Origin of the sequence: Streptomyces sp. NPDC001532 (assembly GCF_040298625.1) — a bacterium.
GTDB lineage: Bacteria > Actinomycetota > Actinomycetes > Streptomycetales > Streptomycetaceae > Streptomyces.
In genome coordinates this window covers 1-19,131 of record NZ_JBEPAL010000015.1, presented here as the reverse complement: position 1 = coordinate 19,131, position 19,131 = coordinate 1, and the positions used below count along the sequence as shown (strand labels likewise).

Below are 19,131 nucleotides of genomic sequence, written 5' to 3'. Positions count from 1 at the left end.
GCCGGCGCCGAGGCGGAACGCGGAAGGGGCCCGGCTGGTGCCGGGCCCCTCTTCGCTCAACGCGGTCGTCAGCCGCGGACGATGTTCTCGGCCTGCGGTCCCTTCTGTCCCTGAGTCACGTCGAACGTGACCGACTCGCCCTCGACGAGCTCGCGGTAGCCGTTGCCGGCGATGTTGGAGTAGTGGGCGAAGACGTCCGGTCCGCCGCCGTCCTGGGCGATGAATCCGAAGCCCTTTTCGGCGTTGAACCACTTCACGGTGCCGCTGGCCATGCTGTGTCCTTCGATATCGCCGGGAAGTCCCGGCTGGTCTGTGGGTGGGGCCGACCCTCGAGGGAAGGCTCCCGGCGTCCGTTCTACCCCATCGCCGCGCGGTTATCCGACTTTTATGTCAGCCAAAAGCGTGCTGCGGATCGCTTCGCCGCCTGCCGGGGCCGTGCCGCCCGCGCCCGCACGGACTCGATCTGGGGCACTTCCCGGCGGTTGGTCCGGCTTCGATCAGCGCCCGAACCATGGCTGAACGGGTCCCCGGGACGCGTCCGGTCCGTATGCCCGGTCACCCGAGGCCGCCGTTGCTCCGAAGGAGCTGGCCGTTGATCCATCCGCCCTCCGCCGAGCAGAGGAAGGTGACCAGATTGGCGCAGTCCTGCGGCACGCCGAGGCGCCCCAGCGGCGTGAAGCGGATCATGTCCGCCTTCTGCTCCTCGGTCATCCACCCGGTGTCGGTCGGTCCGGGATTGATCGCGTTGCAGGTCACTCCCAGCTGGGCGAGCTCATGCGCGGCCGCCAGCGTGATCCGGTCCATCGCCCCCTTGCTCGCCCCGTACGGCAGGTTGCCCGCGGTGTGGTCGCTGGTCAGGCTGACGACGCGCCCGCTGCCGTGCCGCCCGCGGAAGCGCAGCCCGTACTCCCGGATCAGCAGCCAGGTCGCCCGCGCGTTCACCGCGAAATGCAGGTCGAAGCTCTCCACCGTGGTGTCCAGCAGGCCTGAATCGACCGACTCGCAGTGGCAGAGCACCAGCGCGGTGACGTTGCCCAGCTCACGCTCGACGCTGTCGAAGAGCTGAGCCGGCACAGCCGGGTCGCTCAGGTCCGCCTCGACCGCATGTGTCCGAGCCCCGAGCGAAGCCGCCCGCTTCCGCAACTCCTCGGGCGCTCCGGCCTCCGCGCCCCACCGCATCCGCGCGTCGTACGGAGTCCAGTAGGTGAAGGCCACGTCCCAGCCGGCCCGGGCCAGATCCAGAACCACGGACGCCGCGATCCCCGCCGAACGTCCCGCTCCTGTGACCAGGGCCAGCGGGCGTCCTGACTCTTCCATGTCCTGCCGCCTCTCCGGACTCGCTTCACCGCTCATGATCCTCATTCTGGCGTCCCACCCGACACCCGGCGCCCGATCACACGCAACGCACATCAACGCAACGCATCACGGCCAACGTGCGCGCCTTGACCGGGGGTTGAGCAATGGGTTGCCCCTGGCTACGGTGGGCCGATGTCATCGATCAAGGAATTCCAGGTCACCTTCGACTGCGCGGAGCCTGAGCGCGTCGCTCGATTCTGGTGCGAGGTGTTGGGGTACGTCGTACCGCCGCCACCGCGGGGACACGCCACTTGGGAGGACTTCGATCGCTCCCTGCCGCCTGAGGATCAGGGTTCATGGTTCGCGTGCGCCGATCCCGCGGGTGAGGGCCCGCGCCTGTTCTTCCAGCGCGTGCCCGAAGGCAAGGTCGTCAAGAACCGGCTCCACCTCGACGTGCGGGTCGGCACCGGGCTCGTGGGTGAGGAGCGCTTGGCCGCCCTGGAGGCCGAATGCGCGCGCCTGGTCGCGCTCGGCGCGGTGCGTGTGCGTCTGCTGCCCGCCGATGGCGTCGACGAGTCGTGCATCGTGATGCAGGACGTCGAGGGCAACGAGTTCTGTCTCGACTGAGCGTCTGTGGCCGGGTACTCCCGTCAGTGCATCGTCAGTGCATCGTCAGTGAGTCGGTCGGTACATCCGCTAGTACATCCCTGAGTGCATCCGTCAGCGCATCCGTCGGTGCATCCGTCAGTGCCCGGAGCCGTGTCGGCCGCCCAGTTGGTCGCGGTGGCGCGGATCGCCCAGGTACGTGTCCTCGTCGAAGACGGGTGCCGACTTGGCCTGCGCCTTCGTCCGGGCCAGCACCACGGTACGGGCGACGTGGTCGATGCTCATGACGGCGTCCGACGGGATCACCACATCCTTGCCGAGGACCCACAGACCGGTGTGCACCACCAGGAACCGGGGACCGAGGTCCCTGGAGAACTTGCTGACCTTGCCGACGCGACCGTCCGTGGCGTCCACCTGGTATCCGGTCAGGTCGTCGTCCGGGGTGTGGCCGGCGGTCGGCACATGGGATGCGTGGTGTTCGGTCACGGTGTCCTCCCTGTCGTCTTCCTCCTGCTTCCTCCTACGGGTGCCCGCCGAGGCGCGCGGCAGGCGTGCGGGTCACCACCAGCTCACTTCGGTGTCCGCCGACCCCACCCGCCCCTGACGCGGCACCGGCACCTCACGCCGCGTCGGTGCGCCGCGAGGTGTGCCCAGTCGGACCGCGGTCGGCGGCGGACGGGCCGGCGCCGTGCACCAGACGCAGGTGGCGTCGCCGGGCATGGCGTGCCACCGACGGGCGAGCCGACAGTCTGTCCTCGATGCGGTCCATGGCGTACAGCAGCACGCCCAGGACCGGCAGCAGCAGCACGGCGACAGCGATCACAGTCCCAGTTCCCTCCCGGTCGGCGACACCGGACCGGGTTCCCCTTCCGGCCGGGCCAGCGGCGCACAGACGTGAAGGTCTGGTGACCGCGGGAGCGGGAGGGGCAGGAGGGCGAGGCGTGTCCACGCACACGCGGGTCGTTGGCGGTGCGCGCCCAGAAGGCGTGATGTCCTTCGGCGCGCGCGGCAGGGGTTCGGGTTCAGGCGTTGTAGCCGCCGTGGGCGTCCAGCACTGCGCCCGTGACGTACGACGCGGCGGGGCTCGCCAGGAAGGCGATCGCCGCGGCGATTTCGTCGGGGTGCCCCATGCGTTGCAGGGACAGCGAGCTGACCAGGGCCTTGAGGGTCTCGGTGTCCGGCGGTTGCATGCCGCCCTCCATCAGTCCGGCCTCCACGACGTTGGCCGTGATGTTCCGGGGCCCGAGGTCGCGTGCGACGCCCATGGTGTACCTCTCGATCCCGGACTTGGTCGCCGAGTAGTCGGCAAGGCCGGGGGCGCCGACACGGGAGCCCAGTCCGGAACTGACTGTGATGATGCGGCCGCCCGCGCGCAGCACTCGGGACGCGGCCCGGATGACGGCGATCACGCCGAGGTAGTTGGTGGCGTGCATCCGGTCCAGTGCGGCGGTGTCGGCATCCGGGTCGTCCACCGTGCCGGCCACGGAGATCGCCGCGTTGTTGACGAGGATGTCCAGGCCGCCGAAGTGCGCGACCACGTCGTCGATCAGCGCCGGCGCCCGGCTCGTGTCCGCCTGGTCGGACTGGAAGGCGACGGCCTTGGCTCCCTTGCCGTGCACCTCGTCGACGACGGCCTGCGCCTGTTTCTCGGAGCTGACGTAGGTGAAGGCGACGTCGGCGCCCTGCTCGGCCAGCAGTCGTACGGTCGCGGCTCCCAGTCCGCGCGACCCCCCGGTGACCAGGGCGACTTTGCCCGTGAGTGGCTTGCTCATTCTTCTCACCTCGTTGATTGATCCTTCCTGGCAGTCGCAACGTTAATTGTTACGACAGGCTGTCGCAACCTTCACTGTTACGACTGCCGTAACATGAAGCGTCGCGGCCGAGAGGAGAAGTTCATGGGCGCCAACAGCAGGCTGACCATCGCCGCCCACGCGCTGGCCTGGATCGGCCTCTACCAGCGCCAGGGCCATGAGGTCGCCACCTCCGAGCAGATCGCGACCAGCGCGAACACCAACCCGGTGGTGATCAGACGGCTGCTCGGCGAGCTGCGCAGGGCCGGGCTCGTGGAGTCCCGGCGGGGCGTGGGCGCGGGCTGGTCGCTGGCACGCGAGCTGGAGTCGATGACTTTGCTCGACGTGTACGAGGCGGTGGAACCCGGCCCGCTGTTCGCAATGCACCGCGCCACCCCGGACCAGGGATGCGTGGTGGGTCACGGCATCCAGCCGGCGATGCAGAGCATCTACGAGGGCATCGAGGAGACCCTGAGGCGCGAGCTGGCCCGCGTCACGCTCGCGGACGTACTCCGGGACGTACTCGCGGCACCTCGCTAGCCTGCCCGTTACGCCCTGACATCACCAAGACCCTCAGCCATGCCCAGGCCGGCGAACAGCCTGGCAACTCCTGCCGTTGGAGCTGGGATTCGGCTCGGGACAGCCCTGCTGGCGGCGCCCGGGCCGCTGGCGGCAGGCCGGAGTCTTCGACCAACTGCACCGCATCCTGCTCGCCGAGCTGAACGCGGCCGGCGAACTCGACTGGTCCCGCGCGTGCGTGGACGGCTCCCACAGCCGCGCGAAAAACCCGAACATCAAGGGCCTGGGCAAACTCCGTCACGTCGTGGAGCAGACCCTCGTCCTGCTCCACCAGTTCAAACGCCTTGACGTCCGTTGGGAACGCCGAACCGAACTCCACGACGCCTTCGTCTCGTTGGCCCGCAGCCTCATCTGCTGGAGACGCCTGAAGACCCACCCATGATCGTGTTACGAGTTCTGAGGCCCGGCGAGAGGCGTTGAATCGCCACGCATAAAGCGCTGGAATTCGAGAGCTGATTCGGGTGATGCTTTTCTACTCGCAGCGACGATGAAGACGGTGGGTCATGGACGTGATCAGCACTGACGAAGTTGCTCCGGCAGAGCAGTTCGCCTATTGGCGTGAAGTGAACTCGAAACTCTGGGTGCCGTACGACTTACGGTGGGAAGGACAGTCCGAGAACGGGTTCCGCGCTCGGGTCCAAGTCAGCGGGTTCGGGCCCGTACAGGCGGCCCTGATGACCACGACGCCGCACTCCGTGCACCGCACGCCCCGACTCATTCGCCAGGCCGATCCCGAGGTCTTCAAGGTGGGCTGCTTCGTTCAGGGGAGTGGTGCCATCACCCAGGACGGCCGGCGCACGGATTTCGGCGTCGGAGATCTCGTGTTGTACGACACGTCCCGGCCGTATCTGGCCGAATTCGCTCCGAACAGCCCGGTCAACCAGCTCATGCTCCTGCGCTTTCCGCGTTCCTCACTCCCGCTGCCTTCCCGTGACCTGCGGCGGCTGAGCGGACTCCGCATTCCCGGTGCCGAGGGCGTCGGCGCGCTGTCCTCGCACTTTCTGCTGCAACTCGCCCGGCGCATGAACGAACTCAGCCCGGCGGACACCACCAGGCTGTCCACTCTCACGCTCGATGTGCTGACCGCCGCCCTGGCACACGCCCTGGACGTACAGGAGGCGGTGCCGTCCCACACCAGAAGGCGAGCGCTGACGGCGCAGATCTACGCCTTCGTCCAGGAGCACCTCGGCGACGCACGACTCACCCCGGACGCCATCGCCGCCGCGCACCACATCTCCCTGCGCTACCTGCACAAGCTGTTCCAGGAGGACGGGCGTACCGTCGCCGGCTGGGTGCGGGAAAGCCGTCTTGAGCGGTGCCGACGTGACCTGGCCGACCCTCGACTCGCCGCCCGTCCCATCAATGCCGTCGCGGCGCGGTGGGGGTTCGCCAGCCCCGCGCATTTCAGCCAGGCGTTCCGCGGCGCCTATGGCCTTTCGCCGCGCGAGTTCCGCGCGCAGTGCGCGCAGCTCGAAGTCCTGTGCGCTCAGCCGTAACGACAGTCCGGAGCCCGGAGTGAATCCTTCAGGAAGGTCGTCGGACGGTACGGACCCGAGCCGAGCCGCCCGACGTTCCGCGACCCGTACTTCTTGGAGGAGAGGAATACGCTGTGCTGCGCAAACTGTCCGTCACCGTCGCCGCGCTGGCCATGAGCGTCGGTGGCGTGGTCGCCGGTGCCGCCCCGAGCCAGGCGGCCCCGGCCCCGTCCCAGAAGGCGGCCGCAGGGGACGTCTGTTTCTTCACGGACACCAACTTCGGCGGGGATTCCTGGTGCTACGCGCCGCCCGGTTACGTCGACGTGCCCAGCTGGCTCCAGGACGACGCCGAGTCCTTCGACGCCCGCAACCTCGGCCAGACCGTCTACGCCATCGACTGGACCCGTACCACCTGCTTCTACCGCACCATCCGGCCGGGTGACTGGGGTATCGACTGGTCCTGGGGTTCCCGGATCGACGGCATGGCCGACACGACCATGAGCTGCGCGGCGGGCTGAGTCGCACCAGCACGCACCGGTACGCCCACCGCGCACCGCTCGTTCACGTCGCACCGTCGCACCGTCGCACCGTCGCACCGTCGCAGCGCGCACTCGGCCGGGTTCCGCCCGGCCGAGTGCCGTGCGAGCCGTCTCGCCCACGGGCTCTCGAACGCCCGCCGCCCACCACAGGGAGATCACCACTGTGAAGGCCATGACCCGGCTTCTCGGACTCGGCGCCACCACTGCCGCGCTGGCACTGCTGCCCTTCACCCCCGCCACCGCTCAGCCCCAGTCGACCGGCCGGCCGACCACCGTACAGGCCGACGATCCCGCCGGCGGCGCGCAGTTCAACGCCGACGGCGTCCGTATCCGGTCCTGCCCCAGCCTCAGCTGCACCGTGCTCGGCCTCGGATACCGCGACCACTTCGTCAGCTGGTACTGCGGCCAGATCGAGAACGGCTTCGTCCACATCCTCGACCGGACCACGGGAGTCGACGGCTGGGCCTCCGCCCAGTACCTGTACTACTACTGCGACTGATCGACGTGACCGCGCCGCATCCCTCCCTCCCGCAGGTGACAGGAGCGATCCGAAGCGTTGGCGTGGTGTTCACCAGCTGACGCGCGCCGCCACCGGCAGGTGGTCGCTTCCGGTGGCCGGCAGCACCCAGGAGTCGGCCGGTGTGACACCACGGACCAGGATCTGATCGATCCGCGCCACCGGGAACCTCGCCGGCCAACTGAAGCCGAAGCCGTCCCCGGCCTCCTCCTGGGCCGAGCGCAGCCGCGAGGTGAGGCCGGCCAGCGCACGGTCGTCCATGGTGCCGTTCAGGTCGCCGAGCAGCACCACTCGCTCGCTCCTGTCGGCGGCGACGGCCTCGGCGAGCGCATGAGCGTTGCGGTCCCGGCTGTCCGTCCAGAAGCCCGTCCTGGGCGTCACGCGTACGGATCCCAGGTGGGCCACGTACACCGTGAGCGGCCCGTGTTCCGTGGCCACTGTGGCGCGCAGCGCCCGGTTGTAGGTCATCTTGACCTCGGCCGGCTTGGCATCCCCCAGCGGCCCGACATCCTGCTTGATGTCGACCGGCCGGGTGTCCGACAGCGGCAGCCTGCTCCACAGCCCGACCGTGCCCCGGACCGCGTGGTACGGGTACGCCTCGGCCAGTTCCCTCTCGTACAGGGCCCTCACCTGCGCCGTGATCTCCTCCAGCGCCAGCACGTCCGCACCGGAGGCGGCCAGGTCGCGGGCGGTGCCGGCCGGGTCGGGGTTCTCGGCGCCGACGTTGTGACTGACCACGGTGAGGCCGCCGCCCGGGTGGGACTTGTCGCCGAGCAGTCCGCCGAAGAGGTCCAGCCACACCAGGACCGGCAGCAGCAGCGCGGCCACCGTGGAGGCGGAGCGCCGCCGGACGGCCCCGGCCAGCAGCACCGGGATGCCCAGGCCGAACCACGGCAGGAAGGTCTCCACCAGGCTGCCGAGGCTCCCGATCCGGTTCGGGATCTTCGCGTGCAGCAGCATCAGCAGGCCCAGCAGCAGCGCCAGCGCCGCGAGCACGAGGCCGCGCTTCCACGGGCCCGGCCCTGAGCCGAGGCGGATCGCCCGGCGGATGCCCGCGCGCCAAGCACCGGAGCCGATGGACTTGGACGCGGATTCGGACGCGGATTCGGACTCGGAATCGGACTCGGAATCGGACTCGGGCAGCCGGTGATCGATGCCGGTCGAGCCTACGGATGGCGGGGTGTGACTCATACCGCCAGTCAAGGCAGCCCGGTGTTGCCGTCCCGTATGCGGTTTTCGATATGCCGACGATACGTGCCGACCCGTAGCGTTGGTGACATGCGTGTGTTGATCGTCGAGGACGAGCCGTACCTGGCGGAAGCCATCCGCGATGGCCTGCGTCTGGCGGCGATCGCCGCCGACATCGCGGGCGACGGCGACACCGCCCTGGAACTGCTGAGCGTCAACGCCTACGACATCGCCGTCCTCGACCGCGACATCCCCGGACCGTCCGGCGACGAGATCGCCGCACGCATCGTCGCCTCCGGCAGCGGCATGCCGATCATGATGCTCACCGCGGCCGACCGCCTCGACGACAAGGCCTCCGGGTTCGGACTCGGCGCCGACGACTACCTCACGAAACCCTTCGAACTCCAGGAACTGGTCCTCAGGCTCCGGGCACTCGACCGCAGGCGCGCCCACCACAGACCTCCCGTACGAGAGATCGCGGGCCTGCGCCTGGACCCGTTCCGCAGAGAGGTGTACCGCGACGGCCGCTACGTCGCGCTCACCCGGAAGCAGTTCGCCGTGCTCGAAGTCCTCGTCGCCGCCGAGGGCGGGGTCGTCAGCGCCGAAGAACTCCTGGAACGGGCCTGGGACAACAACGCCGACCCGTTCACCAACGCCGTCCGCATCACCGTCTCGGCCCTGCGCAAACGGCTCGGCGAACCCTGGATCGTCGCCACCGTGCCCGGCGTCGGCTACCGCATCGACACGCAGCCGGAGGCAGGGGACGGGGGAGGGGAGCGTGGATAGGGCACCTGGGTTGAGCGTTCGCGTCAAACTCACCCTCAGCTACGCCGGGTTCCTCATGCTGGCCGGCGTCCTGCTGCTCGTGGCGGTGTGGTGGTCCCTGCTGCGTCACGTGCCCGAGCGCCCGGTCAGAACCCCCTACGGGCTGTCTCCCGACCGCGACTTCGTGCTGCACACCTTCGTGGAGGCCGCCGGCCGGCTCCTGCCCGTCCTGCTGGTGTTCGGCCTCCTCGGAGGGTGGCTCCTCGCCGGACGCATGCTCGCCCCGCTGACCCGCATCACCGACGCCACCCGCATGGCCACCGACGGATCCCTCTCCCACCGGATCCGGCTGCCGGGCCGCAGAGACGAGTTCCGCGAACTCGCCGACGCCTTCGACGCGATGCTCGAACGGCTCGAAGCACATGTGGCCGAACAGCAGCGCTTCGCAGCCAACGCCTCCCACGAACTGCGCACTCCGCTGGCCGTCTCGAAGACCCTGCTCGACGTGGCCCGCACGGACCCGAACCGCGCCACCGGCGAACTCATCGAGCGTCTCTACGAGGTCAACACCCGGGCGATCGACCTCACCGAGGCACTGCTCCTGCTCAGCCGCGCCAAGCGGCGAGCCTTCACCCGAGAGCAGGTCGACCTGTCCCTCCTCGCGGAGGATGCCACCGAAACGCTCCTCCCGCTCGCCGAAGAGCACGGCGTCACCATCGAGACCGGCGGCGACCTCGCCCTCACGCACGGCTCCCCAGCGCTCCTGTTGCAGCTGACCATGAACCTCGTGCAGAACGCGATCGTGCACAACCTGCCGGAGCGGGGCAGCATCCGGATCCACACCGGCGTCCACCCCGCCACCGTGCGGCTCACTGTCGAGAACACCGGAGAGAAGCTCACCCCGGAGCTGGTCCCGACCCTCACCGAGCCGTTCCAACGCGGCACCGAGCGCACTCACGCCGACCACGCGGGCGTCGGCCTCGGTCTGGCCATCGTCGACACCATCACCCAGGCCCACGACGGCACCCTGACCCTCACCCCGCGCCCCGAGGGCGGACTCGCCATCACTGTGGAGCTGCCCGCGGCACCGCCACACCCCGGCAGGTGAAAGCCTCCGCCCGTTTCCCCCGGACTCCTCACCTGCTTCAATGCGACCGTGATCGAAGCAGCGTTTGGCATGGCCGGTGCGGCCCTCGTCGTGTGGATGATGAACCGGAAGCGGCAGCAGCGGTCGACGGCGATGGCCGCCGGGGAACGGGCCGGTGTGCCTTGCATGCTCAAGCGGCCCGCACACGGCTCTCGCTGGAAGGCCGGACGCCTGCTCATCGGCCCAGGTCCCTTGGCTTGGAAGCCCTCCCTGGGAAAGCAGGAGACCGTCCTGCCCCCGGGTCTACGCCGGACGGGGACGCGTTCGCCCTCACCGCGCGAGTGGATGGGTCTGAACCCTCGATCTCGGATCGTGGAGTGCGCATCCTCGGACGGGACGGTCCTCATAGCGGTCATGCCGGAAGAACTGGACCACGTGATCCAGGCCCTTGAGAGCGCGTGACCGCCGCACCGGGGCGTGTCCTTACCGTCGTCGGCCGCCCGCTCGACGCTGCCCGCGTTGCCCCCACAGGCGGTGAGCGCCAAGGCGCCCGCGGCAGCGCCGGTCAGCGCACAGCGGCCGAACCGCTGGTCGCCGAGTCACCGGTGAGCGGTGACTCGGCGACCCCATGACGCTCCGCGTCGAGGTGTGCGTGCGGGAGCCGCCCGTCGTCGACACGGGCCGCGTCCGTCGGGCTCGGGCCTCACCGGCGCCGTACGTCACCGCCTGCGGCCCCGTGCCGAACCGCCCCGCGCCGAACCGCCCCGCGCCGAACCTCCCCGCGCACGTCGACTCCCGCCGCGCGGCACGCGTCAGGTGTGGCTCAGCGTGCAGGCGTACGAAGCCGTGCCATAGCCGCTGTAGGCCTCGACGTCCACGTAGTACGTGCCGGTGCCCGAGGCGGTGCGTGTCAGCGTGACCGTCTCGTCGCTGCCGTTGCCGTCGTTGACCGACCGCTCCAGGGTGCGGCCCGCCGAGTCCAGGAGATACAGGTCGGCGTCGTAGGCGGAGGGCATGTCGCACCGGACGGTCGCGGTCCGGCCGGAGTCGAGGGTGATCCGGTAGTAGTCGCGGTCGGAGGCCGTTGCCGTGCCGCCGGTGAGGGTGGCAGGCCAGGTCAGGGTCGTGGCGTCATCGGCGTCGGTGCGGGAGTCGTTGGGTTCCGTCTCGGCCAGTGTGGTGCCGCCGGACGCGCAGCCCTCCGGTGTGCCGTCGTAGAGGTTCGCGTCGGCCACGCCGTCGGTGACGCCACGGCGGTAGTAGCCGCACGTCGGGCGGTTCGCGAAGTCGAACGTGGCGCCCGGGGTCAGCCGCCAGATCTTGTAGCCGGAGAAGGTCAGCGGGCTGCCGGCGACGGCCCGCTCGGGCTGGTGGTCTCCGAGGACGACGTAGGCGTTGGCTCCGTACGCGGTCGCCAGACCGTTCTTGTCGATGAACAGGGAGGCCTTCTCGTCGACCCCGACACCCCAGGCCCGGCCACCGGAAGCCATGCCGTCCTTGATGGCGCGGGCCACGAACGCCATGGTGCGGCCCATGCGGTCGCGGGCGCTGAAATGGGAGTCGTTCACGACGTCCGAGTAGTGCGGCCACTCGAACATGCCGGTGGTGAAGGTGAGGGCGGAGTCGTAGGGGTCCGCCAGCGCGTCGGCGCTGGTGGCGCTGCCTCCGCAGGCGTCGTACACGATGGGGCTGCTGACGTGGTGACCCGCGCTGCCTCCGCCCGCTCCGCCGCCCTTGGCGACTACGGACTCGACGGACGCCTCCAGCGCGGTGCCCTTCCACCGGACGTAGCGGCACTGGTCGCCGCCCGCGAAGAACACGAACTCGGCGTTGCGGATGTCGGAGTTGACCTGGCTGTTGTTGCCGTCGGCGGCGGAGGTGAGCGTCCAGGTGGTGCACGAGTTGACCCCGGAGAGCTTCATGACGCTGTCGCACTCCGGGGTTTTGCTGCCGGAGGACGGGGCCGAGCCGGCGAGCACCACGACGTCGAGCGAGCCGGTGCCGCCGCGGATCGCGTCGATGGCGCGGGTCATGGAGCCGGGGACCACCGAGCCGTCACCGTTCATGGTGAACGCCGGGCCGCTCCAGCTGCCGCGGCCGACGTCGGAAGCGCTTCCCAGCCGGATCCGGTCGGCCGCGGCCTGAGCGGAGGAGGCGGAGACGAGTGTGCCGGTGAGAGTGAGCAGCGCGAGAACGGCGGCGGCCGCCGGGCGTCGGGCCGGTCGTGCGGGCATGGGTCCTCCAAGGGAGTGAGTGAGTGGGTGAGTGGGTGAGTGTCACGCAGCGCGCGCCGACGCGTAGGTCAGGCGTCATGTGCTAGCGGAAGGTACAGCCAGCGGTCTTCGGCGTGAAGATGTATCGCGTGATTCGGGGTGCCGACACCGCTCGCAGGCGGGAAACCTCAGCTCACCCCGCGTGTTCTCCGTCGGTTGGTGCCGAGGATCACGCGTCACGTGAAAGTAACGTGCGATACATCTAGCCAATCAGCGACGTGTTCTGTAACTTCCGGGGTGCGGTCGACGGCACCCTCCGTCGGCAGAGTTTTCCGAGAGGTCCGATCCCCATGAACGCTCGCACGGTCCGCAGCCTGGCGGCTGCCACCGTAGTGACCACCGCCCTTTCCGTGCTCTCCGCCTGCTCGAACGGTGACGACTCCGCACCGGCCGCCGCCGACGGGCCCGTCACCGTCGCCGGTGTGAAGATCGAGAAGGACCCCGCGCTGCACGACGCGCTGCCCGAGGAGATCAAGAAGTCGGGCACGGTCAAGGTCGCCACCGACGTGCCGTATCCGCCTTTCGAGATGTACGTCGAAGAGGGCGAGAGCCGGCTGACGGGTCTCGACTACGACCTCGGCCAGGCGCTGGGCGCGAAGCTCGGCGTGCGGTTCGCCTTCACCCCCCAGAAGTTCGACGGCATCGTCCCGGCCCTCCAGGCAGGCAAGTTCCACGTGGCGATGTCGGCCATCACGGACAACAAGGAACGGCAGAAGGTCGTCGACTTCGTCGACTACTCGCAGTCCGGGTCCGGCATCCTCGTCGCCGACGGCAACCCCGAGAAGATCGCCACTCTCGACGACCTGTGCGGCCGAAAGGTGGCCGTGCAGACCGCCACCAACCAGCTCTCGCTGCTCAAGTCCCATCAGGCCGAGTGCGAGAAGGCCGACGCCGGCAAGATCGACATCCAGACCTTCCCGAAGGACTCCGACGCCCAGCTGGCCCTGCGCTCCGGAAAGGTCGTGGCCCAGCTGCTGACCAAGCCGGCCGCCGGCTGGACGGCCAAGACGGCCGACGGCGGCAAGACGTTCGACCTCGTCGAGGACCCCGCCGCGCCCGGCGGCTACAACGCCTCGCCGAACGGGATCGCCGTCACCAAGCGATTGCCGGACCTGACCGACGCCATCCAGAAGGCCCTCCAGGCCCTGATCGACGACGGCACGGTGACCAAGATCTACGGCAAGTACGGCGTGTCCTCCATCGCGGTGAAGGAAGCCACCAAGAACGCGGCGGTCGACTGAGCATGGTCGAGCTGAAGACACCCCGGGACACGGCCGCGCCCGCACCCGACCGTGCGGCGGAGCACCTCCAGGTCGTCCCGGTGCGCCACTACGGCCGATGGGCCGCCGCCGTGGCCGCCCTGGCCGCACTCGTAGGGCTCGTGGGCTCGCTCGCCAAGAACGACAACCTGCGCTGGGACATCGTCGGCCGCTACCTCTTCGCCGACCTGATCTTCGAGGGCCTGATCACCACGCTGTGGCTGACCGCCGCGGCGATGGTCCTGGGACTCGGACTGGGCACCCTGGTCGCCGTGATGCGGCTGTCCTCGAGCCCTGTCCTGTACGGCCTGGCCACCTTCTTCGTGTGGATCTTCCGCGGCACACCCCTGCTCGTGCAGATCATCTTCTGGGGGTACGCCGCCGCCCTGTACAAGTACGTGAAGATCGGGGTGCCGTTCACCGACATCACCTTCTTCCAGGCCGAGACGAACACACTGCTCACCCCCGCCGTCGCGGCGCTGCTCGCCCTCGGCCTCAACGAGGCCGCCTACGCCTCGGAGATCGTGCGGGCCGGCATCCAGTCCGTCGACCCGGGCCAGACCGAGGCCGCGCACTCGCTCGGCATGCGCCCCGCCCTGACCATGCGCCGGATCGTGCTGCCGCAGGCCATGCGCGTCATCATCCCGCCGATGGGCAACGAGACCATCAACATGCTGAAGATGACCGCCCTCGTCTCGGTCATCTCGGCCCACGACCTGATGTCCAACATCCAAGACGTGTACGCGCAGAACTACCAGGTCATCCCCATGCTCGTGGTCGCGAGCCTGTGGTACCTCGCCCTGGTGACCCTGCTCGGCATCCCGCAGGCCTACCTGGAGCGCCGCTACGGCCGCGGCACCGCCCGCGCCCAGTACGTCTCGCCCCTGCGGCGCCTGCTCGGCGGCGCCGCAGGGCCCGTCGGACGAAACGACAAGGAGGGGGGCCGGTGAGCGCACCCATGGTGCACGCCGAGGGCGTGCGCAAGCACTACGGCCGGCTCGCGGTCCTCAAGGGCGTCGACCTCACCGTCCGGCGCGGCAGCGTCTGCTGCCTGCTCGGGCCGTCCGGATCGGGCAAGTCCACCTTCCTGCGCTGCATCAACCACCTGGAGAAGGTCGACGGCGGCCGGCTCACGGTCGACGGCGAGCTCGTCGGCTACCGCCAGCAGGGCGACAAGCTCCACGAACTGCGCGAGCGGGAGATCGCGGAGCGGCGCCGCGACATCGGCATGGTCTTCCAGCGCTTCAACCTCTTCCCGCACATGACGGCCCTGGAGAACGTCGTCGAGGCACCCGTACGGGTCGCCGGCGTCGCCCAGCGGCAGGCCCGCGAGGAGGCGCACCACCTGCTGGAGCGGGTGGGCCTCGCCGACCGGGCCGGGCACTACCCGGCGCAGCTCTCCGGTGGCCAGCAGCAGCGCGTGGCCATCGCCCGGGCCCTGGCCATGGAGCCCAAGCTGATGCTCTTCGACGAGCCGACCTCCGCCCTCGATCCCGAACTCGTCGGCGACGTCCTCGACGTGATGCGGCAACTGGCGGACGACGGGATGACCATGGTCGTCGTCACCCACGAGATCGGCTTCGCCCGCGAAGTGGCGGACACGGCCGTCTTCATGGACGAAGGAGTGATCGTCGAGGCGGGCGACCCGCGCCGGGTCCTGGTCGAACCGGAGCAGGAACGCACCCGCGCATTCCTGTCCAAGGTCCTGTGAGCGCCCCCTCCCGGCAGCGGCCCCGCCCCGCCGACCTGCTCGCCCCCGCCCGGACCCGTCACGCGCGCTACCTGCGCGGCCTGGCCGAACTCGTCGCCATCGACTCCGGGTCGTACAGCCCCGAAGGCGTGAACAAGGTCGCCGACTGGGTGCAGGCACGCCTGCGGACGCTGGGCTTCACCGTCGAGCGCATCCGCACCAGCGACGCGACGCGGCCGGCCCCCGGCACCATGCCACAGCGCACCGGCGACGTGCTGGTCGCCCGCAAGGCGGGCCGGCTCGCCGAGGCCGACGGCGGACGCAGGATTCTCCTGGCTGCCCACATGGACACCGTCTTCGAGGACGGCACCGCCGCCGAACGGCCCTTCACCCTCAAGGGCACGCTCGCGCACGGCCCCGGAGTCAGTGACGACAAGGGCGGACTCATGGCGGGCCTGACGGCGCTGGAGGTCCTCGACGCGCAAGGAGTCGACCAGTACGCCGAGTTGGTCTTCCTCGCCACCCCCGACGAGGAGATCGGCTCACCCGCCAGCCGGCACATCACCGAAGCGGTGGCGCGCCGCGTCCACTACGCGCTCGGTCTCGAGTGCGCACGCGAGAACGGTGACCTGGTGATCGCCCGCAAGGGAGTCGCCGACTTCCGGCTCACCGTCACCGGCCGCGCCGCGCACGCCGGCATCGAGCCCGAGCGGGGAGCCAACGCGGCCCTCACGGCGGCGCACCTCGTCGTCGCGCTCCAGGCCCTCAACGGCGTCCGGGACGACGTCACCGTCAACGTCGGAGTCGTCCGGGCCGGCGAGCGGCCCAACATCGTCTGCCCCGAGGCCGAACTCCGCCTGGAGGTACGCGCGGCCACCACCGACGGCGTCCGCGGGATGAAGCGGGCCATCGAAGAGGTCGCCGCGCGCCCCGCGGTTCCCGGCACCACCGTGACCGTGGAGCAACTGGACGACTGCCCGCCCATGGAACCGACCGCCACGGCCCAGCGGATGTTCGCCGCCGCCAGGAACGCGGCGACGGAACTCGGACTGAGCCTCGGAGCCGCCGCCACCGGCGGGGTCGGCGACGCCAACCTCATCGCCGGCACGGGCGTCCCGGTCCTGGACGGGCTAGGTCCCGTCGGAGGCGCCGACCACACCCCGCAGGAATGGCTGGACACCGAGACCGTTCCCCAGCGTGTCGCCCTGCTCGCCGCCCTGATCGCCGCACTCGGCGACAGCGGCCACGGCGACGTATGACCGCCCGGCCCCCGGCCACCCCCCGGCCAGGGGCCGGGCTTCACAGCGCGGCCCCCCGCCACCTCACAAGCCACCTCACAAGCCACCCCCAGGCCACCTCCCGACCGGGAGCCCTGCTCCACAGCGCGGCTCCCCGGCCACCTGCCCGGCCACCTCCCCGGTCACCTCCCGACCGGGAGCCCTGCTCCACAGCTGAGCTCCCCGCCACTTCCCGACCGGGAGCCCTGCTCCACAGCGACGTCCCGACATCGCTCACCGCCCCAGGAGAACAGCATGCCTCGCCGCTCCCAGCCCACCCGGCGCCATGTGCTCGCCGGTGCCACAGCCCTCGCTCTCGCCTTCACCGCCGCCTCGGCCGCACACGCGGATCCGCGACAGGAAGCCCCGCAGCCGACCGGTTCGCTCGTCCTGATCGGCGGTGCCCTCAAGGAGAGCAACACCCAGGTGTACGGAGAGATCATCCGCAGGGCCGGCGGCGCCGGCGCCCGCATCGGCGTCCTCACCGCCGCCTCCGTCCCGGCCAGCCAGGACCCGCACGCCGACGACCCCGACCGGTGCGGCAACTCGGCCTGCAACGGCGCCTACTACGCCGAGCTGTTCAAGAAGCACGGGGCGGCCGACGCCCAGTGGATCCCCATCGACCTCGACCACGTCGCGAACGCCGACTCCGACGCGGTCGTCGACCAGGTCGAATCCATGACCGGGTTCTTCTTCGGCGGCGGCGACCAGTACCGGTACGTCACCACCCTGCTGCACGGGCACCGGCACACCGACTCCAAGGTGCTCGCCGCCATCCGCGCCAAGCTTGCCGACGGCGCGGTCGTCGCCGGAACCTCCGCGGGAGCACAGATCGCCTCCGGCCCCGAGATGATCACCGGCGGCGACTCCTACCCGGCACTGCGGGACGGCAGCGCGCCCGGCTACTTCGACGACCCCACACGCCTCGGCTACCTGCCCGAGGGCGGATTCGGCCTCCTGCGCTCCGGACTCATCGACACCCACACCGGCGCGTACGGCCGCGAAGGCCGGGCCGTGCGCCTCGCCGCGGACACCGGCCACGACCGCGTCTACGCCCTCCAGGAGAACAGCGCCCTCGTCGTCGACCGTCCCGGAACACACGCCGAGACCATGACCGTCCTCGGTCCGAACGGCGTGGGCGTCCTGGACCTCCGGGACGCCCGCCCGCGCACCACCCCGGCGGGATGGGCCCAGACCGGGGCCAGATACTCCCACCTCACCGACGGCGACCGGTACGACGCCCGCCGCTGGGCCCTGCGCCCCGCCCCCGGCAAGCGCCCCCTGATCCCACGCGGGACATCCCCCGTGCCCGCCAACACCGACGTCTTCTACTCGGTCGACAACCCGGCGGGCGTCCCGTACTCCTTCCTGAACACCGCCCGTGCGCTCGCGGCGACCCGCGCGCAGCGCACCGCCACCGCCACCACCCACGAGACCGGCCCCCGCTTCACGGTCACCTTCACCCAGCGCCCCGGCTTCTCCGCCTGGACGAGCGACGGCACCACCGCGCAGACGCTCCACGACCTGCGCATCGACATCGCACCGCAGTGACCCGCCTCGCAAACAGCCACCCCTGGGCGAAGCCGAACCGTACGCCGGTCCGGCTCCGCCGCTTTCCGGCGAGCGCTAGGCTCGGCACCGGCGCACCGCAAGATCCGAAAGGAGCCCTCATGGCCTCCGGCACACTCGCCGACGACATCCGTCTCCGACTGGGCGACCTCAGCCCGGCCGAACGGAAGGTCGCCCGAGTGCTCCTGGCCGCCTACCCCGCAGCCGGCTTCGAGACCGTGGCCACCCTCGCGGAACGCGCCGCCGTCAGCGCCCCCACCGTGCTGCGCTTCGTCGCGCGCCTCGGCTACAGCGGCTTCCCCGAGTTCCAGGCCGCCCTGCGCGCCGAACTCGACCAGCGCAACGCCTCACCCCTGTCGCTGTACGAGGGCGCCGACGACGCCTCCGGTGACGACTCGGCCGCGGGCCTCATGGCGCGCAGCAGCCGGCTGTTCGCCACCGCCGTGTCGCAGACCCTGGCCGAGACCCCACCGCACGACCTCGAACGGGCCGTCGCGCTGCTCTCCGACCGCAAGCGGCGCATCACCCTGGTCGGCGGGCGCTTCACCCATCTGCTCGCCCAGTATCTCGGCCTGCACCTCATGCAGTTGCGCGACGAGGTCCAGCTCCTGCCCGAGCGCGACGTCGAGCGCGCCGCCGCCCTCGCCCGGCTGGGCCGCCGTGACGTCCTCGTCGTCTTCGACTACCGCCGCTACGAGGACGACAAGGTGGCGCTCGCCCAGCTGACCCAGGAACAGGGCGGCAAGGTCGTCGTCTTCACCGACACCTGGCTGTCACCCGCCAGCGCCCACGCCGAAGTGGTCCTCCCCAGCCAGGTCACCACTCCCTCCCCGTACGACAGCCTCGTGCCGACCCTCGCCGTCATCGAGACCGTCGTGGCCGGTCTCATCACGGCCCTCGGCGACGAGGCGCACCAGCACATGCGGCACAACGAGGAGGTCGCCCGCCGCATCGGCCTGGTCTGACGGCGACGCGCCCTGTACCGTCCCGGCCACTCACCGGCCCACGAAAGCCCGGCAGAGCGTGGCACCGGCCACGAGCACTGACGATCGGGGACGCACTGGCAACCCTCACCGACGCAGCCGCATCGCGTGTCAGGGATACTCGGGCGATGTCGAACAACGCGCTAGCTGTATTGACCCGCAGGGTTGTTCACGCGGGTGATGGGTGGCTGGCCGCCGAGTGCGGTGTGGCAGCGGTGGTGGTTGTAGGTGTGCAGGA

The 19,131-nt window shown here is 70.3% G+C and carries 21 protein-coding genes; 14 read left to right on the top strand and 7 right to left on the bottom strand.

Annotation, left to right across the window (positions count from 1 at the left end; all coding sequences use genetic code 11):
* Nucleotides 1–68: 68 nt before the first annotated feature.
* On the bottom strand, nt 69–272 hold the full coding sequence (locus ABT232_RS16240) for a cold-shock protein (protein WP_043497556.1): 204 nt from the start codon (nt 270–272) through the stop codon (nt 69–71).
* Between the two features lie 283 nt (nt 273–555).
* Complete coding sequence (locus tag ABT232_RS16235) at nt 556–1,317, bottom strand: SDR family oxidoreductase (protein WP_351840555.1); 762 nt, start codon at nt 1,315–1,317, stop codon at nt 556–558.
* Between the two features lie 171 nt (nt 1,318–1,488).
* Between ABT232_RS16235 and ABT232_RS16230 the strand changes: the two genes are divergently transcribed.
* Nucleotides 1,489–1,923: a VOC family protein gene (locus ABT232_RS16230; protein ID WP_351840554.1), complete on the top strand. Its 435-nt coding sequence runs from the start codon at nt 1,489–1,491 to the stop codon at nt 1,921–1,923.
* Nucleotides 1,924–2,040: 117 nt separating this feature from the next.
* Here ABT232_RS16230 and ABT232_RS16225 read toward each other — a convergent pair whose 3' ends face one another.
* From ABT232_RS16225 to ABT232_RS16215, 3 genes are all read right to left on the bottom strand, one after another.
* The gene (locus ABT232_RS16225; RefSeq protein WP_351840553.1) at nt 2,041–2,388 is read right to left on the bottom strand and encodes a PRC-barrel domain containing protein; all 348 of its coding nucleotides are present in this window, start codon (nt 2,386–2,388) and stop codon (nt 2,041–2,043) included.
* 133 nt (nt 2,389–2,521) lie between these two features.
* Nucleotides 2,522–2,725 (bottom strand): hypothetical protein, encoded by a 204-nt coding sequence (locus ABT232_RS16220; RefSeq protein WP_351840552.1) that lies wholly within the window; start codon nt 2,723–2,725, stop codon nt 2,522–2,524.
* 199 nt (nt 2,726–2,924) lie between these two features.
* Entirely contained in the window at nt 2,925–3,674 is a 750-nt protein-coding gene (locus tag ABT232_RS16215) for an SDR family NAD(P)-dependent oxidoreductase (protein WP_351840551.1), read from the bottom strand.
* A 123-nt stretch (nt 3,675–3,797) separates the two neighbouring features.
* Between ABT232_RS16215 and ABT232_RS16210 the strand changes: the two genes are divergently transcribed.
* From ABT232_RS16210 to ABT232_RS16190, 5 genes are all read left to right on the top strand, one after another.
* A complete protein-coding gene (locus tag ABT232_RS16210; protein ID WP_351840550.1) occupies nt 3,798–4,232 on the top strand; it encodes an Rrf2 family transcriptional regulator in 435 nt (144 codons plus the stop codon).
* Between the two features lie 76 nt (nt 4,233–4,308).
* On the top strand, nt 4,309–4,653 hold the full coding sequence (locus ABT232_RS16205; RefSeq protein WP_351840549.1) for a hypothetical protein: 345 nt from the start codon (nt 4,309–4,311) through the stop codon (nt 4,651–4,653).
* A gap of 121 nt (nt 4,654–4,774) precedes the next feature.
* On the top strand, nt 4,775–5,767 hold the full coding sequence (locus ABT232_RS16200; RefSeq protein ID WP_351840548.1) for an AraC-like ligand-binding domain-containing protein: 993 nt from the start codon (nt 4,775–4,777) through the stop codon (nt 5,765–5,767).
* Between the two features lie 113 nt (nt 5,768–5,880).
* Complete coding sequence (locus ABT232_RS16195) at nt 5,881–6,264, top strand: hypothetical protein (RefSeq protein WP_351840547.1); 384 nt, start codon at nt 5,881–5,883, stop codon at nt 6,262–6,264.
* Nucleotides 6,265–6,457: 193 nt separating this feature from the next.
* Nucleotides 6,458–6,784 carry an SH3 domain-containing protein gene (locus ABT232_RS16190; protein ID WP_351840546.1) on the top strand — a complete coding sequence of 109 codons (327 nt, stop codon included), beginning with the start codon at nt 6,458–6,460 and terminating at the stop codon, nt 6,782–6,784.
* A gap of 69 nt (nt 6,785–6,853) precedes the next feature.
* Here ABT232_RS16190 and ABT232_RS16185 read toward each other — a convergent pair whose 3' ends face one another.
* Nucleotides 6,854–7,993, bottom strand: a complete 1,140-nt coding sequence (locus ABT232_RS16185; protein ID WP_450871970.1) for an endonuclease/exonuclease/phosphatase family protein — start codon at nt 7,991–7,993, stop codon at nt 6,854–6,856.
* Between the two features lie 87 nt (nt 7,994–8,080).
* Between ABT232_RS16185 and ABT232_RS16180 the strand changes: the two genes are divergently transcribed.
* Nucleotides 8,081–8,776: a response regulator transcription factor gene (locus ABT232_RS16180; RefSeq protein WP_351840545.1), complete on the top strand. Its 696-nt coding sequence runs from the start codon at nt 8,081–8,083 to the stop codon at nt 8,774–8,776.
* The gene (locus ABT232_RS16175) at nt 8,769–9,863 is read left to right on the top strand and encodes a sensor histidine kinase (RefSeq protein WP_450871971.1); all 1,095 of its coding nucleotides are present in this window, start codon (nt 8,769–8,771) and stop codon (nt 9,861–9,863) included. Before ABT232_RS16180 ends, ABT232_RS16175 begins: the two co-directional genes overlap by 8 nt.
* A gap of 791 nt (nt 9,864–10,654) precedes the next feature.
* Here ABT232_RS16175 and ABT232_RS16170 read toward each other — a convergent pair.
* Nucleotides 10,655–12,076: a pre-peptidase C-terminal domain-containing protein gene (locus tag ABT232_RS16170; protein WP_351840543.1), complete on the bottom strand. Its 1,422-nt coding sequence runs from the start codon at nt 12,074–12,076 to the stop codon at nt 10,655–10,657.
* A 329-nt stretch (nt 12,077–12,405) separates the two neighbouring features.
* Here ABT232_RS16170 and ABT232_RS16165 point away from each other — a divergent pair, with 329 nt between their 5' ends.
* From ABT232_RS16165 to ABT232_RS16140, 6 genes are all read left to right on the top strand, one after another.
* The gene (locus ABT232_RS16165) at nt 12,406–13,356 is read left to right on the top strand and encodes an ABC transporter substrate-binding protein (RefSeq protein ID WP_351840542.1); all 951 of its coding nucleotides are present in this window, start codon (nt 12,406–12,408) and stop codon (nt 13,354–13,356) included.
* A gap of 2 nt (nt 13,357–13,358) precedes the next feature.
* Nucleotides 13,359–14,324, top strand: coding sequence for an amino acid ABC transporter permease (locus ABT232_RS16160; protein ID WP_351840541.1), 966 nt, complete (start codon nt 13,359–13,361; stop codon nt 14,322–14,324).
* A gap of 8 nt (nt 14,325–14,332) precedes the next feature.
* Nucleotides 14,333–15,085, top strand: coding sequence for an amino acid ABC transporter ATP-binding protein (locus ABT232_RS16155; protein WP_351840661.1), 753 nt, complete (start codon nt 14,333–14,335; stop codon nt 15,083–15,085).
* Nucleotides 15,082–16,323 carry a M20 family metallopeptidase gene (locus tag ABT232_RS16150; RefSeq protein ID WP_351840540.1) on the top strand — a complete coding sequence of 414 codons (1,242 nt, stop codon included), beginning with the start codon at nt 15,082–15,084 and terminating at the stop codon, nt 16,321–16,323. Before ABT232_RS16155 ends, ABT232_RS16150 begins: the two co-directional genes overlap by 4 nt.
* Before the next feature lie 273 nt (nt 16,324–16,596).
* The gene (locus ABT232_RS16145) at nt 16,597–17,892 is read left to right on the top strand and encodes a cyanophycinase (protein ID WP_351840539.1); all 1,296 of its coding nucleotides are present in this window, start codon (nt 16,597–16,599) and stop codon (nt 17,890–17,892) included.
* Nucleotides 17,893–18,011: 119 nt separating this feature from the next.
* Entirely contained in the window at nt 18,012–18,875 is an 864-nt protein-coding gene (locus ABT232_RS16140; RefSeq protein ID WP_351840538.1) for a MurR/RpiR family transcriptional regulator, read from the top strand.
* Nucleotides 18,876–19,131 lie beyond the last annotated feature (256 nt).

Bases quoted from the DNA above. Each gene is read 5' to 3' on its own strand.
- ABT232_RS16240 (WP_043497556.1), bottom strand. From the start codon at position 272: ATGGCCAGCGGCACCGTGAAGTGGTTCAACGCCGAAAAGGGCTTCGGA.
- ABT232_RS16235 (WP_351840555.1), bottom strand. From the start codon at position 1,317: ATGGAAGAGTCAGGACGCCCGCTGGCCCTGGTCACAGGAGCGGGACGT.
- ABT232_RS16230 (WP_351840554.1), top strand. From the start codon at position 1,489: ATGTCATCGATCAAGGAATTCCAGGTCACCTTCGACTGCGCGGAGCCT.
- ABT232_RS16215 (WP_351840551.1), bottom strand. From the start codon at position 3,674: ATGAGCAAGCCACTCACGGGCAAAGTCGCCCTGGTCACCGGGGGGTCG.
- ABT232_RS16210 (WP_351840550.1), top strand. From the start codon at position 3,798: ATGGGCGCCAACAGCAGGCTGACCATCGCCGCCCACGCGCTGGCCTGG.
- ABT232_RS16200 (WP_351840548.1), top strand. From the start codon at position 4,775: ATGGACGTGATCAGCACTGACGAAGTTGCTCCGGCAGAGCAGTTCGCC.
- ABT232_RS16190 (WP_351840546.1), top strand. From the start codon at position 6,458: ATGACCCGGCTTCTCGGACTCGGCGCCACCACTGCCGCGCTGGCACTG.
- ABT232_RS16185 (WP_450871970.1), bottom strand. From the start codon at position 7,993: ATGAGTCACACCCCGCCATCCGTAGGCTCGACCGGCATCGATCACCGG.
- ABT232_RS16180 (WP_351840545.1), top strand. From the start codon at position 8,081: ATGCGTGTGTTGATCGTCGAGGACGAGCCGTACCTGGCGGAAGCCATC.
- ABT232_RS16170 (WP_351840543.1), bottom strand. From the start codon at position 12,076: ATGCCCGCACGACCGGCCCGACGCCCGGCGGCCGCCGCCGTTCTCGCG.
- ABT232_RS16165 (WP_351840542.1), top strand. From the start codon at position 12,406: ATGAACGCTCGCACGGTCCGCAGCCTGGCGGCTGCCACCGTAGTGACC.
- ABT232_RS16160 (WP_351840541.1), top strand. From the start codon at position 13,359: ATGGTCGAGCTGAAGACACCCCGGGACACGGCCGCGCCCGCACCCGAC.
- ABT232_RS16155 (WP_351840661.1), top strand. From the start codon at position 14,333: ATGGTGCACGCCGAGGGCGTGCGCAAGCACTACGGCCGGCTCGCGGTC.
- ABT232_RS16145 (WP_351840539.1), top strand. From the start codon at position 16,597: ATGCCTCGCCGCTCCCAGCCCACCCGGCGCCATGTGCTCGCCGGTGCC.
- ABT232_RS16140 (WP_351840538.1), top strand. From the start codon at position 18,012: ATGGCCTCCGGCACACTCGCCGACGACATCCGTCTCCGACTGGGCGAC.